At 68.3% G+C, this 13688-nt stretch carries 8 protein-coding genes and 1 pseudogene; 6 read left to right on the top strand and 3 right to left on the bottom strand.

Translation table 11 applies throughout. From position 1 onward, the window contains the following. A partial coding sequence (locus tag UWG_RS32395; protein ID WP_162130092.1) for an ATP:cob(I)alamin adenosyltransferase occupies nucleotides 1–199 on the top strand: 199 nt, incomplete at its 5' end. Between the two features lie 252 nt (nucleotides 200–451). Here UWG_RS32395 and UWG_RS34155 read toward each other — a convergent pair. Then, nucleotides 452–807, bottom strand: a pseudogene (locus UWG_RS34155) (PIN domain-containing protein). 321 nt (nucleotides 808–1128) lie between these two features. On the opposite strand from UWG_RS34155, the gene UWG_RS0126150 reads away from it, so the two are divergent. From UWG_RS0126150 to UWG_RS0126135, 4 genes are all read left to right on the top strand, one after another. Beyond that, nucleotides 1129–3177 (top strand): type I restriction-modification system subunit M, encoded by a 2049-nt coding sequence (locus tag UWG_RS0126150; RefSeq protein WP_016910151.1) that lies wholly within the window; start codon nucleotides 1129–1131, stop codon nucleotides 3175–3177. Then, nucleotides 3174–4433: a restriction endonuclease subunit S gene (locus UWG_RS31835; RefSeq protein ID WP_157838602.1), complete on the top strand. Its 1260-nt coding sequence runs from the start codon at nucleotides 3174–3176 to the stop codon at nucleotides 4431–4433. The genes UWG_RS0126150 and UWG_RS31835 overlap by 4 nt, the downstream gene beginning before the upstream one ends. Before the next feature lie 37 nt (nucleotides 4434–4470). Further along, the gene (locus UWG_RS0126140; protein ID WP_016910149.1) at nucleotides 4471–7701 is read left to right on the top strand and encodes a type I restriction endonuclease subunit R; all 3231 of its coding nucleotides are present in this window, start codon (nucleotides 4471–4473) and stop codon (nucleotides 7699–7701) included. Between the two features lie 72 nt (nucleotides 7702–7773). Continuing rightward, nucleotides 7774–9399 (top strand): serine/threonine-protein kinase, encoded by a 1626-nt coding sequence (locus UWG_RS0126135; protein ID WP_016910148.1) that lies wholly within the window; start codon nucleotides 7774–7776, stop codon nucleotides 9397–9399. 273 nt (nucleotides 9400–9672) lie between these two features. Here UWG_RS0126135 and UWG_RS0126130 read toward each other — a convergent pair whose 3' ends face one another. Together UWG_RS0126130 and UWG_RS0126125 are read right to left on the bottom strand one after the other, a co-directional pair. Continuing rightward, entirely contained in the window at nucleotides 9673–11031 is a 1359-nt protein-coding gene (locus UWG_RS0126130; protein ID WP_016910147.1) for a class I SAM-dependent RNA methyltransferase, read from the bottom strand. 128 nt (nucleotides 11032–11159) lie between these two features. Continuing rightward, on the bottom strand, nucleotides 11160–13232 hold the full coding sequence (locus UWG_RS0126125; RefSeq protein ID WP_016910146.1) for an APC family permease: 2073 nt from the start codon (nucleotides 13230–13232) through the stop codon (nucleotides 11160–11162). A gap of 77 nt (nucleotides 13233–13309) precedes the next feature. Between UWG_RS0126125 and UWG_RS0126120 the strand changes: the two genes are divergently transcribed. Then, on the top strand, nucleotides 13310–13688 hold a 379-nt coding region (locus tag UWG_RS0126120), incomplete at its 3' end, for a potassium channel family protein (protein ID WP_029391785.1).

Below are 13688 nucleotides of genomic sequence, written 5' to 3'. Positions count from 1 at the left end.
GGCCCGCGCGGTGACGCGCCGAGCCGAAAGGTCCGCACGCGCGCTGGCGGCAGCCGAGCCACGGAGTTCTCAACTCCCGGCGGCCTACCTCCACAGGTTGGCCGACCTGCTCCCGGCACTGGCCCTGCGGGTCGAGCGCGCCGCCCCGGGGTACGTGACCATGGGCGCCTGCAACGACTCCCCCACGCGGACCGCTTGACCTCGCCCGGTGGACGGCGCGGCCGCGCGGCCCCGTCGGACGCACCCCGGCAAAGCCGCGCTCGGGACCCGTTCCCCGCCGGCTCCAACACCGCCACGCATTCCATGTGCTGCGTCATCGAAATCACTTGGGCAGGAACAGAATCGGACAAGGCAGCAGGTCAACCTGTGCCCGGCGCCCTGACGGGCGGCTTGTAGACACCTCGGGCGTCAAACGAGCGTCACGCCCCGGCTACGTCGCGACCACGTACCGTCAGCGTTGAAGGGGAAGGTCGTCAGGCAAGACGCGGAACGCCTTGTGACGGCCGAGCGGGCGCACGGCGCGGAAGTCACGGCGGTCGGGGGCGAGGACGGCGTCGGCTTCGTAATCGGCGGTGAGGGCCACATTCACCGCATCCGCCAGGTCCAGGCTGCGGTAGCGGGCGCACACGGACTGTGCGGGCCCAGGTGGTCTTGCGCGGTCTCGGGGACGACAATGCGGCCCCGGCGCAGCCAATGCCGGATGTCGTCGACCGCGCTGAGCGTCGCGTCACGGCCGAGTTCGCGGGTGGCCACATGGTCGATCTCAGCGAGCAGGAATGAAGGCATCACCAACAGGCCTGCGGCCATGATCGTTTCGTTTGACGCCTCGTGTCAGGCATGGGCGGAGTCAAGGGCCGCCAGAAGCCCGAACGTGTCCGCAACTTGTGATAATTGCGTGGCAGTTCGAGTCCCGGTCTCTCGGGCAACGGCGTCGGCGACTGCGTCGCGCACGTCACTCTTGGTGAAGGTGCGACCGGCGCCCTCTAAGATGCTGCCGGGGCCAGGGAGACGCAACGGGCACCGCCCGCGGGGCCTACCGGGTTTCCGTACCCTGGCCCGGCTGCCCTCTCTGACACTGAGCGGGGCAGGCCGGGGATCACGCTGCGGGACAGCACGAGAAGGTGACACGTGAGCGACAAGAACCAGGAGCTGGCCGACTTCATCTGGTCGGTGGCCGATCTGCTGCGGGGTGACTACAAGCGCTCCGAATACGGCAAGGTCATCCTGCCGATGACGCTGCTTCGCCGCATGGACTGCGTGATGGAGGACACCCGCGAGGCCGTCTGGTCCCGCGCCGAGTCCTTCGCAGGCCGGAACAAGGACGCGGTGCTGCGTGCCACGGCCGGTCGCGACTTCTACAACCTCTCCCGGCAGACGTTCGCCACCATCGGCGCCGACCAGGACACGCAGAAGGTCGAGAGGAACCTCAAGGACTTCATCGGGGGCTTCTCCTCGGAAGCCACCGAGATCCTCGATCACTACGCTTTCCACCTGCAGATCGACCGCCTGGCCAAGGCCGGACTGCTCTATCTCGTCGTCCAGAAGTTCGCCGAGATCGACCTCAGCCTCGAGGCCGTGGACAACCACAACATGGGCTACGTCTTCGAAGAGCTGATCCGTAAGTTCGCGGACGCCTCGAACGAGACCGCCGGTGAGCACTTCACCCCGCGCGAAGTCATCGAGCTGATGGTCGAGTTGCTCCTGGCCCCCGACGGCGACCGCCTCAACGGCGCGGCCCCTGTCATCGATGTCCTCGACCCCGCCTGCGGCACCGGCGGCATGCTCTCGGCGGCCGAGGACCACATCAAGGCCCTCAACCCGGGCGCGCGCGTCAACGTCTTCGGGCAGGAACTCAATGCCGAGTCGTACGCGATCTGCCGCTCCGACATGCTCCTGAAGGGACAGGCGGCCTCCAACATCCACTTCGGCAACTCCTTCACTCAGGACGGCCATGAGGACGAGCAGTTCGAGTACATGCTCGCCAATCCGCCCTTCGGCGTGGAGTGGAAGAAGGTCGAGAAACAGGTCAAGCAGGAGCACGAGGACCGTGGATACGACGGCCGGTTCGGCGCCGGGCTCCCCCGGATCAACGACGGTTCGTTCCTCTTCCTGCAGCACATGATCGACAAGATGCGGCCGCTGAAGAAGGACACCGACGGCAAGGAGATCGGCGGCAGCCGCATCGCGGTCGTCTTCAACGGCTCCCCGCTTTTCACGGGCGGCGCGGGCTCCGGCGAGTCCGAGATCCGCCGCTGGATCATCGAGAACGACTACCTGGAAACCATCGTCGCTCTCCCCGACCAGCTCTTCTACAACACCGGTATCTCGACGTACTTCTGGATCGTCACCAACCGCAAGCCGAAGAACCTCAAGAACCGGATCGTGCTCATCGACGCGCGGGACCAGTGGTCGAAGATGCGCAAGTCGCTGAGCAACAAACGCAAGGAGATCACCGGGAACCTGCGCGGAGAGATCTGCGCCTGGTACGGGGAGGCGTATCGTCTCGCGCGCTCCGGCGAGGGCTCGCAGCACTCCACTTCGGACAAGGTCAAGGTCTTCGACGCCGACGACTTCGGCTACCAGCGCATCACCGTGGACCGGCCCCTCAAGCTCCGCTTCGAGGTCACCGAGGACTCGCTTGACGCCCTGCGTGTGGCCAAGGCGGTGGAGAAGGAACTCGGCGAAGGCGGGCCGGAGAAGCTGGCGGAAGCACTCAAGCCGCTGCTCGGCAGCGTGTGGGCGACCAAGGCGGAAGCGTGGATGGCCTTGGGCGCGGCGATGGACGAGGCCGGTATCACCTGGCCGAAGAGCAAGCCCTTCGACAAAGCGATCCGCGACGCGGTCGGCGTCCCGGACCCGGAGGGTGAGGTCCAATACGTCAAGAAGGGCCAGATCGAGCACGATCCGGACCTGCGGGACGCCGAGAACGTGCCGTTGCGCGAGGACATCGACACGTACTTCAAGCGAGAGGTGAAGGAGCACGTCGAGGACGCGTGGATCGCGGAATACAAGGACCCGAAGACCAAGGAGACCGTGCGCTACCGCGTCGGCTACGACATCCCGTTCACGCGCCACTTCTACGTCTACAAGCCGCCGAGGCCACTGGCCGAGATCGACGCGGAGCTGAAGGCTCTGGAGGCGGAGATTCAGACGCTGCTGGGCGAGGTGGCGGGGTGAAGTCAACCACGGTTCGAGCTGTCGCCGAGGTCTCGCTCGGCAGGCAGCGCTCACCACAGCACGATTCTGGCCCTCACATGGTTCCGTACCTGCGAGCCGCCAACGTGAAGGACGGTGTCCTCGACCTCACCGACGTCAAGCGAATGAACTTCACACCCTCCGAGCAGCGCGTCTTTTCCCTGCGTCCGGGCGACGTGTTGGTCACCGAAGGGAGCGGGAGTCTCGGCACCGTGGGGGCTTCCGCTGTCTGGCGAGGCGAAGTCGAGGGGACAGTCTGCTTCCAGAACACGTTGCTGCGAATGCGCCCACGCGAAGGCGTGACCGACAGCAGATTCTTGGGGTGGTGGGCTCGCTCTGCCTTCGGAAGCGGGCTCTTCGCATCCGTGGCGTCGGGCGCGAACATCTATCACATCAGCGCCGAGCGTGTTCGAGCGCTACCCATTGAGTTGCCGTCACTCGAAGAACAGCGCCGCATCGCCGACTATCTCGATGCCGAGACGACCCGTCTTGATGCTCTCGTCAATGCACGGAGACATCAACTCGAACGGCTAGGAGAGCTGTGGACTTCGCACCTGGCTACGCAGGTGGAGGCCATGATCTCTTCACATGGCCTCATCCCCCTTCGACGAGCCATCCAATCGGTCATGCAGGGGTGGAGTCCTCGATGCGAAGAAGCACTCGCCGAACCCCACGAATGGGCAGTACTCAAGACAAGCGCCGTCAGTTCCGGGCTCTTTCGCCCACTTGAACACAAGAAGCTACCCAGCGATCTGCAGCCGGACTTTCGGTACCAGATTGCGGACGGGGACCTCTTGATGACGCGCGGCAGCGGGTCGATTGAACACGTCGGCGTGCCAACAGTTGCTTACACGGAGGGGCGCAGCCTGCTGCTCAGCGATCTCCTCTATCGCGTTCGTGCAGATCGAGGGTGGCGTCCGGATCTTATCGCCTTGATTCTGCGTAGCCCTCCGGTGCGCGTGTTCATGACGTTGCTCATGCGCGGCCAGTCCGGACAGACCATCAAACTGAGGTCTGAAGACATTAAGGCAATCGATATTCCCGCCGTGCCGGCTGAACAGCAGGAGCGACTCGCAGCCGACCTTTCTGGTGAGGAGGACAGAGTTTTGGCAGCAAGCTCTGCAATCGAATCGTCCGCTGCCCTCCTCTCCGAGCGCCGCCAAGCGCTCATCACCGCCGCTGTCACCGGTCAACTCGATGTGACCACCGCCCGCCAGGGCGCGGGCGCCCTCGCGTAACGATCAGCCGTTCGCCGACCACGTACGGAGCTTCCGGATGACCGCCACCCCGCCCCGCGCGCACCGAGCCCACACCGAGGGCGCTTTCGAGGACGCCGTCGAGGCTGCCCTGCTCCGCAGCAAGTGGGAGCGGGGCCTGGCCAACACCTACGATCACGAACTGGGCATCGACACCTCGGAGTTGGCGATCTTCCTCGGTGGCTCGCAGCCCGACGCCTGGGAGCGGCTGAAGGAGGCGTACGGGGAGGAGGAGCCGTACGCGATCCGGCGGTTCGCCGCTCACGTGGCCAAGCAGATCGACGACCGTGGGCTGCTGGACGTACTGCGTCACGGAGTCGTCCAGCGGAACGTCAAACTGCGTCTGGCGTACTTCCGGCCCGCACACACCCTCGCCGCAGGGGCTCTGGACGAGTACGACGCCAACCGGGTCACCTTTGTCCGGCAGTTCCACTACTCGGCCGTCGATCCGGCCAAGTCCCTGGATCTCGCCTTCTTCGTGAACGGACTCCCCATCGGATCGGCCGAGTTGAAGAATCCGCTCACAGAGCAGACGGTCGAGGACGCCAAGCGCCAGTACCGCACCGACCGTGACCCGAACGAGTTGTTCTTCGCCCGGCGCAGCCTGGTCCACTTCGCAGTCGACCCGAACCTGGTGTTCCTCACCACCCGCCTCGCGGGCGCGAAGACACGGTTTCTGCCGTTCAACAAGGGCACACAAGACGCGGGTAACGACGGCGGCGCGGGCAACCCGCCCCCGGGCCCCCACGAGAAGTACCCTGTCTCGTATCTGTTCGAGCAGGTCATGCACCGCGACAACTGGCTTGATCTGCTCCATCGTTACCTGCACGTCGAGGACAAGGCAGCCAAGGCGGGGAAGGCTCCCCGTTACCGTCCCGGCTCCGCCCACAAGCAACCGCTGATCTTCCCCCGGTTCCACCAGTGGGATGCCGTACGGAAGATGACGCGGCACGCGGCCAAGCACGGGGCCGGCGAGGATTACGTGATCCAGCACTCGGCCGGCTCGGGCAAGTCGAACACCATTGCCTGGCTCGCCCACCGCCTTGCGTCGCTGCACACGCCCGAAGACCCTGCCCTGCTCGATCCGGCCGCCGTCCAGGCCAAGGGCCTCGGCCCCCAAGAGCCGGTCTTCGACAAGGTCGTGGTCATCACCGACCGGCGAGTGCTGGACAAGCAACTACAGGACACCATCTACCAGTTCGACCACACGCCGGGCGTCGTGGTGCGGGTCGACGAGGATTCCCAGCAGCTCGCCGAGGCGCTCACCGGGACCACCGCCCGTATCGTGATCACGACTCTGCAGAAGTTTCCGTTCATCCTGGACAAGACAACGGGCCTGGGCCGCGAGCGCCGCTACGCGATCGTGATCGACGAGGCGCACTCCTCGCAGGGCGGCGAAGGCACCGGCGCCCTCAAGAAGATGCTCGGCAAGCTGGGTTCGGACGCGGTGGACGAGGACGGCGACCCGCTGACCGCCGCGGCGCTCGCCCGCAGCAAGCAACCCAACCTGTCCTTTTTCGCGTTCACCGCGACGCCGAAAGAGAAGACCCTCCAGCTGTTCGGTGCCAAGTCGCCCGAGACCGGCCAGGTGGGGCCGTTCCACGTCTACTCCATGCGGCAGGCCATCGAGGAGGGCTTCATTCTCGACGTCCTCGGGACGTACATCACCTACGGAACGTACTTCAAGCTCCAGTCGGCGGCTGCCGAAGAGGCGGAACGGCAAGTCGATCCGCGTAAGGCCACGGCCAAGCTGGTGCGCGCCGCGCTGATGTCCAATGCCTCACTAGCCTCCCGGGCGCGGATCGTCGTGGAGCACTTCCGCGCCCATACTTCCGGCCGTCTCGGCGGCAGGGCCCGCGCCATGGTCGTCACTCCCAGCCGTGAGCACGCCGTGCGCCTCTACCAGGCGATCCGCGGATATGTGGAAGAGCGCGGCTACCCGGACTGCGGTGCCCTGGTGGCGTTCTCCGGCACCCTCAAGCTGGACGGCATCGAGTACACCGAGTCCAAGCTGAACGGCTTTCCGGAGAACAAGCTGCCCGAAGCCTTCGCCTACACCCGCCTCGACGACCCCAAACCGCCGTCCGTGCCCAGGCCCGAGTACCGCATCCTCGTCGTTGCCGACAAGTACCAGACCGGCTTCGATCAGCCGCTCCTGACGACGATGTACGTCGACAAGCTTCTGGCCGGCCTCGCCGCCGTGCAGACGCTGTCCCGGCTGAACCGCACCCATCCCCTCAAGTCGGCCGAGGACTTGTTCATCCTGGATTTCGCGAACAAGCCTGAAGTGATCGAGGAGGCCTTCCAGCAGTACTACGAAGCATCGATCGCCGAGCCCACCGACCCGGATTTTCTGTTCACCCGTCAGGCCGAGGTGATGGCCTATCGGCTGCTCCTCGAAGCAGAGATGGATGCCTTCGTCACCGCCTACTTCGCCGCTTTCAAGGACGGAGCGGCCGACGACGCGGCTGTCCGTAAGGCCCACTCCAAGCTGCACCGCTACACCCAGCCCGCCGTGGACCGGTTCAACGCGCTGGCCGACGAGGAGCCTGACGCCGCGCAGGAATTCCGGCGCGCGCTCGACTCCTACGTGAAGGCCTACGGCTGGCTCTCCCACGTCATCGGCTTCGAGAACGAGGACTTGGAACGCCTCTACCAGTACGGGCGGTTCCTGGTGCGGCGCCTCAGGCTCCCGGCCGGCTCCGCGAGCGCGGACATAGGGGAGGTCACCCCCAGCCACATGAACGTCCGCAAGACGGGCACCGCGGAGCTCAAGCTCACAGCGGGAGGTGCCCAACTGCTCCCGGGAATGGTGCCTCAGCCCGCCGGGGCCGGGCCCGAGGTCGAGGAGAAGTCCCTGGCCGAGGTCATCGAGTCGGTCAACGACGAGTACGGGATCGGCCTGTCCACGACCGACCAGATCCTTCTCGGCCAGCTTGTGGTAGCCGTTGCGGAGGATCCGGAGCTGAAGCGGATCGGCCTGCACAACGACGAGGAGACCTTCCGCCGCGAGGTCCACAGGGACATGGACCGCATCGTCATCGATCAGGCGCAGTCCAACGACGACCTGCTCGTGCGGTACTACGACGACTCCCGGGTCAACCAGATCTTCAAGCAGGTCGCGACCCAGCAGGCGTACGGACTCATCCGCCGCCCGGCCCGCCGGGAAGCGGAACGCCGGGCCAACGCCGAGCGGGCCGCGGCGATCAAATCCGGCGAAGCGGGAACCGTGCCTCCGGCGGATGCGTAGTCTGCAAGGAACGACACGCTTCACGTCGAACGCCGGTGTGCGACCAGCACCGTGGCAGAGGGGATCGTTGCAGTGCTGCACGACACGCCGACCGAGGACGCCGCCCAACAACCGTCCCGCGTGATCGCGGGACGTTACCGATTGGGCCACCCGATCGGCGCGGGCGGCATGGGCGAGGTCTGGCACGCGTACGACGAGCGCCTCGACCGGCGCGTGGCGGTGAAGATGATGCTCACCGACACCCGGGGGCAGCCAGGAGTCCCGGGCCTCGACGCAGCCGAATTTCTGGCCACTCGCCGCAACCGCTTCCTGCGCGAAGTCCGCACCACGGCCGCCCTCGAACACCTCGGCATCCCGGCCATCTACGACACCGGGATCGACGAGACGACCCGTCAGCTGTACGTGGTGATGCAACTGTTGCACGGGCGCGAAGTGCAGACATTCATCGACGCCACGGAGTACGACACCGCACCGCTGGCCGTCTCCTGGGCGGCCGCTGCGTGCGTGCAGATCGCCTCCGTACTGGACGAGGTGCACCGCAACGACGTCGTTCACCGCGACATCAAGCCCGCCAACCTCATGATCGCCCCCGACGGCGTCGTCAAGGTCCTCGACTTCGGTGTCGCCGCGCTGCGCGGCTCCGGTGGGTATCCGCGTCTCACCCAGGAGGGCATGACGGTCGGCACCCCGCCCTACATGTCCCCGGAGCAGAGTCTGGCCAACGAAGTGGGCCCGGCCTCCGACATCTACGCCCTGGCCTGCGTCATGTACGAACTCCTCACCGGGCGCCCACCGTTCAGCTCCGACGCCCAAGGATCCCACGCCTGGCATCATGTACGCACGGATCCGCCCCCGATCCGCACCCGGCGCCACGACATCCCCGAAAAGCTGGAGGCCCTCCTGCTGGGGATGCTGGACAAGGAACCGGAGCGCCGCCTCGATGCCTCCCAGGTGTACGACGCGCTGCTGCCCTGGGTCCACCAGCAGGACGCCACCGACTCCGTCCCGGCCGAGTTCGATCCGCGCCAGCCCTTCCGTCGTCCCTTCAGCGGCCCGCCCAAGCGAACCACCTCGGTCGGTTACACACCGACCCTGGTCGTGCCGGCACAACCTGACCCCGCAGCCGAAACAACCCCGGCCCCGCTGACCGACGCAGAGGCCGACAAGGCCGCGGACGAAGCGGCGCAGCTCGCGCAGGAGGGCAAGTTCACCCAAGCCGCCGACCTCCTCGCCGGTGCCATCCACCGTGCTCAGGACAACCTGCTCCAGGAGGACCTCATGTTCTCCCTGGCCCAGGTCAGGTTCCTGGCCGGCGCGAACCGAGAGGCCGCCGACCTCTTCGAGGAGGCCGGCTCCGCCTACGCGGATCGCTACGGTCCTGACGACGAACAGGCCCTGCTCTGCAGCTACTTCGCGGCTCAGTGCCGCATGGCCCTCGGCGAGTCCACCGCCGCGATGGAAGCCTTCCGTGCCTACGCAGCCGGCACCCCCGAGCCCGTCGACGCGGCCGCCGTCGACCGACACCTCGATGCCCTCGCCAGCCTCGCCCGCCTTCATGCGGCGCGGGAACGATTTCCGGAAGCTGTGGCCGCAGCCGAAGAGCTGCGCCAGGCAACCCGCCGCCTGCGCGGACCCGACTCCCCCGAACTCGCCGAGATCGACAGCTTCTTGACGCGCCTCCGCCGCTTCACTGACTGACGTCGGCCGCAGCCCCTCTGCTCGGCACACCTCACATGCTACGAGCCACTGACCTGCGAGGGGTCTCATACGGACCGTTGCTGGCGTCGCGACAGGGCCAGGCAGCTCAGAGCGTGAGCGTCAGACGTCGCAAGCGCGCCGGAAGAGAAGCGCCCGGCCACCGCCCGGCCCGCCGCTTCACGCGAAACCCGCAGACTCACCCGTGGCGAGGGGCTCAACCGTCGGGCACGGTGAAACAGGTCGAGAAACGCCCCCGGGACAGGTAACCGCAGTTCAGGCGCCCTTTGCGACAGGCTCCAACACCGCCACGCACTCCATGTGCTGCGTCATCGGGAACAGGTCGAAGGCGCGGAGGAAGCGGACGCGGTAGCCGGCGTCGGAGAAGTACGCGAGGTCGCGGGCGAGGGCGGCCGGGTCGCATGCGACGTAGGCGAGGCGGCGGGGGGCGAGGGAGGCGAGGTGGTCGACGAGGGCGCGGCCGGCGCCGCTGCGGGGCGGGTCGAGGACGACGAGGTCGGCCTCGGTGATGCCGGTGCGCGGGAGGGTCTGCTCCACGCGGCCCTGCTCGACGCGGACGCGGGGGAAGTCGGCGAGGTTGTGCCGGGCGTCCTCGACCGCGCGCTTGCCCGACTCGACGCCGAGGACGGCACCGGTCTCCCCCACGCGGTCGGCGAGGGCGCCGGCGAAGAGGCCGACCCCGCAGTAGAGGTCGAGCGCGGTCTCGCCCTTGCGCGGGGTGAGGCCGCGCATCACGGCGTCGACGAGGAGTTCGGCCGCGGCCGGGTGTACCTGCCAGAAGCCGCCGGCGCCGACCCTCCATGTGCGGTCGTCAGCGCGCTCCCTGACGTAGTCGCGGCCGTGCACGCGGTGCAGGCGCGGCGGGGCGCCGCGGCGGCCGCGCTGCTCCTCGGCGCGCAACACCGAGACGGGGCGGTCGAGTTCGACGAGCGGGAGCCGCTGTCCGGGGCGCGGGGTGAGGACGACCTGCCGGTCCTGGGACCCGGTGGCCGCCGTGGCCTCCACCGAGGCCATGCCGGGCCACTCGCGCCGCTCGATACCGAGTTCGGAGACGCCCTCGGCCGCGATGAGGCAGTGGTCGATCCGCTGCACGTCGTGCGAACGGTACTTGCGGAGGCCGACCTTGCCCTCCTCGTCCACGGCGTACTGCATCCGCGTCCGCCACTGGGGCACCTGCCCGGGCGGGAGCTTGTCGCCCGGCACCGGCTCGACGGTGCCGTCCCAGCCGACGTCCTCGGGGGCGAGGCCGGCGAGGCGCTGGAGCTGCTCGGCGAGGACGTCGGCCTTGAGGCGCCGCTGGGCCCCCGGCTTGACGTGCTGGAAGTCGCAGCCGCCGCAGCGGCCGGGGCCCGAGAACGGGCAGGGCGCCTCGATGCGGTCCTTCGAGGCGTCGAGCACCCGGACCGCGTCGGCCCGCAGGAACTTGGACTCCTCGTGGCCCTCGGTGATCCGCGCGACGACGCGCTCGCCCGGCAGCGTGTGGCGGACGAAGAGGACGCGTCCGGCCTCGGTGCGTGCGATGCAGTGCCCGCCGTGTGCGACGGGCCCCACCTCGACCTCGTACTCCTCGCCCACCAGGGACGGTGCGGGCTGCTCTGCGGGGGCGTCGGGCATGGCGGGATGGCTCCAGGGTCTGCGGTGGCTGCGCGGTCGCGGGGCGCACGCGCCGGCTCCCGGGTCCGGTCGCCGAAGCGCGGTACGAGCGCCGCTGGTCGGGCGGTGCCCGGCACAAGTCCCCCAGTCTACGTACCGTCGGGGCGCCCGCGTCCACGGCCGGCGCCCTTCCGCCGGTCGGCCCTGCGCGGCCTCCGCGCAGCGCCCCGGCGTACGGAGCCGGGCGCCTGCCATTCCTCGCGCCGGCGGGCGCGCTTCCGCGCGGCCTCGGACGACTCCAACTGGTAGGGGACGGAGGTGACCATCACCCCCGAGGTGAAGAGCAGCCTCCCCTTGAGCCGCAACGCGCTCTGGTTGTGCAGGAGTTGCTCGTACCACCTGCCGACGACGTACTCGGGGATGTAGACGCTCACCAGGTCCCGCGGGTGCTCGGTGCGCAGCCGCTTGACGTAGTCGATCACCGGGCGGGTGACCTCGCGGTACGGGGAGTCGAGGATCGTCAGCGGGATGTCGAGGCCGCGGCGGTCCCATTCGCGGCGGAGGCGGTCGGTCTCGCCCTGCTCCACGTTGATGGTGAGTCCCTCGAGGACGTCGGACCGCATCATGCGGGCGTAGACGAGCGCGCGCAGCGTCGGCTTGTGGAGCCGGGAGACGAGGACGATCGAGTGGACCCGCGAGGGGCGCGGCGGCGCCGCGGCGGACTCCTCGGCCGCGATCTCCTCGCTGACGTGGTCGTAGTGGCGCCGGATCGCCGTCATCAAGCCGTAGAAGAGCGCCATGCCGACGAGGGAGACCCACGCGCCGTGCGCGAACTTGGTGACGAGCACGACGACCAGCACGACGCCGGTGAAGAACGCACCGAAGGCGCTGATCGCCCGGGAGCGGTGCATGTGCCTGCGCCGCGCCGTGTCCTGCTCGGCGCGGAGGGCGCGGTTCCAGTGCCGGACCATGCCCGTCTGGCTGAGCGTGAAGGAGACGAAGACGCCCACGATGTAGAGCTGGATGAGCCGGGTGGAGTCGGCATCGTAGACGGCCACGAGTATCGCGGCGGCCCCGGCGAGGAGCAGGACGCCGTTGGAGAAGGCGAGCCGGTCTCCGCGGGTGTGCAACTGCCGCGGCAGGTAGCGGTCCTGGGCGAGGATCGAACCGAGGAGCGGGAAGCCATTGTACGCGGTGTTGGCGGCGAGGAAGAGGACGAGTGCCGTCGTCACGGCGAGGTAGAAGCTGAGGAGCGAGCCGCTGCCGAAGACCGCGTCGGAGACCTGCGCGATCACCGGGTGCTGCACGTATCCGGAGCCGGCGGGCTCGCCGTCTATCAGCAGGTCCCTCGCGGGGTTCTCCGCCATCTTGACCTGCGTGACACGGGCGAGCGCGATGACGCCGCAGAACATGGTGACCGCGATGGCGCCCATCATCGTGAGCGTCGCGGCGGCGTTCCTCGCCTTCGGCTTGCGGAACGCGGGCACCCCGTTGGAGATCGCCTCGACCCCGGTGAGCGCGGCGCAGCCGGAGGAGAAGGCGCGCAACAGCAGGAAGGCGAGCGCGAACCCGGCGAGTCCGCCGGCGTGTTGGGTGTGGATCTCGTAGTCGGCGGTGGGGGCGCGCATCTCGTCCCCGAGGACGGTGGACCGCACGGCGCCCCACGCGATGAGCGCGAGCACCCCCGCGACGAAGAGGTAGGTCGGGACGGCGAAAAGCACGCCCGACTCCCGGACGCCGCGCAGGTTCGCTACCGTCAGCAGCCCGATCGCGGCGACGGCGAAGAGCGTCTTGTGTTCGACGACGAAGGGGATCGCGGCGCCGAGGTTCTCCACGCCCGAGGAGATGGAGACGGCGACGGTCAGCACGTAGTCGACGAGGAGTGCGCTGGCGACCGTGAGCCCTGCGCGGCGGCCGAGGTTGGTGCCGGCGACCTCGTAGTCGCCGCCGCCGCTCGGGTAGGCGCGGATGTTCTGCCGGTAGGAGGCGACCACCGTCACCAACAGCACCACCACGGCCGCGGCGATCCACGGGCTGAAGTGGTAGGCGCTGAGCCCGGCGGCGGAGAGCACGATCAGCACCTCGCCCGGTGCGTACGCGACCGAGGAGAGCGGGTCGGAGGCGAAGACCGGCAAGGCGACGCGTTTGGGTACCAGGGTCTCGCTCAGCCGGTCGCTGCGGAGCGCCCGTCCGAGCAGGAGACGTTTGGGTACGTCGGTCATCCTGGACACGCGGAGGATGGTATGTGTTCGGCCGTACGATGCTCGCACGGCCCGCGGTTCACGAGGAGAGGACGGGCGTGCACATTGTGATCATGGGTTGCGGGCGGGTGGGAGCCGAGCTCGCGCAGACCCTGGAGCAGGAGGGCCACACGGTCGCCGTGGTGGACCGGGACCCCAGCGCCTTCCGGCGGTTGGGCCACCGGTTCGGCGGGCGCCGGGTGACGGGTGTCGGCTTCGACCGGGACACGCTCCGGGAGGCCGGCATCGAGGAGGCCGGTGCTTTCGCCGCCGTCAGCAGCGGCGACAACTCCAACGTGATCGGGGCGCGGGTGGCGAGGGAGACCTTCGGCGTCGAGCACGTCGCGGCCCGCATCTACGACCCGCGCCGGGCCGAGGTCTACCAGCGGCTCGGCATCCCGACGGTGGCGACGGTGCGCTGGACCGCCGACCAGATGC

Origin of the sequence: Streptomyces xiaopingdaonensis (assembly GCF_000262345.1) — a bacterium.
Taxonomy (GTDB): Bacteria; Actinomycetota; Actinomycetes; order Streptomycetales; family Streptomycetaceae; genus Streptomyces; species Streptomyces xiaopingdaonensis.
Note: the sequence above shows the minus strand (reverse complement) of the source record. Positions and strands in the feature narration are given on the sequence as shown.

Coding starts and splice junctions, on each gene's coding strand:
- UWG_RS0126140 (WP_016910149.1), top strand. CDS start 4,471: ATGACCGCCACCCCGCCCCGCGCGCACCGAGCCCACACCGAGGGCGCT.
- UWG_RS0126125 (WP_016910146.1), bottom strand. CDS start 13,232: ATGACCGACGTACCCAAACGTCTCCTGCTCGGACGGGCGCTCCGCAGC.
- UWG_RS0126130 (WP_016910147.1), bottom strand. CDS start 11,031: ATGCCCGACGCCCCCGCAGAGCAGCCCGCACCGTCCCTGGTGGGCGAG.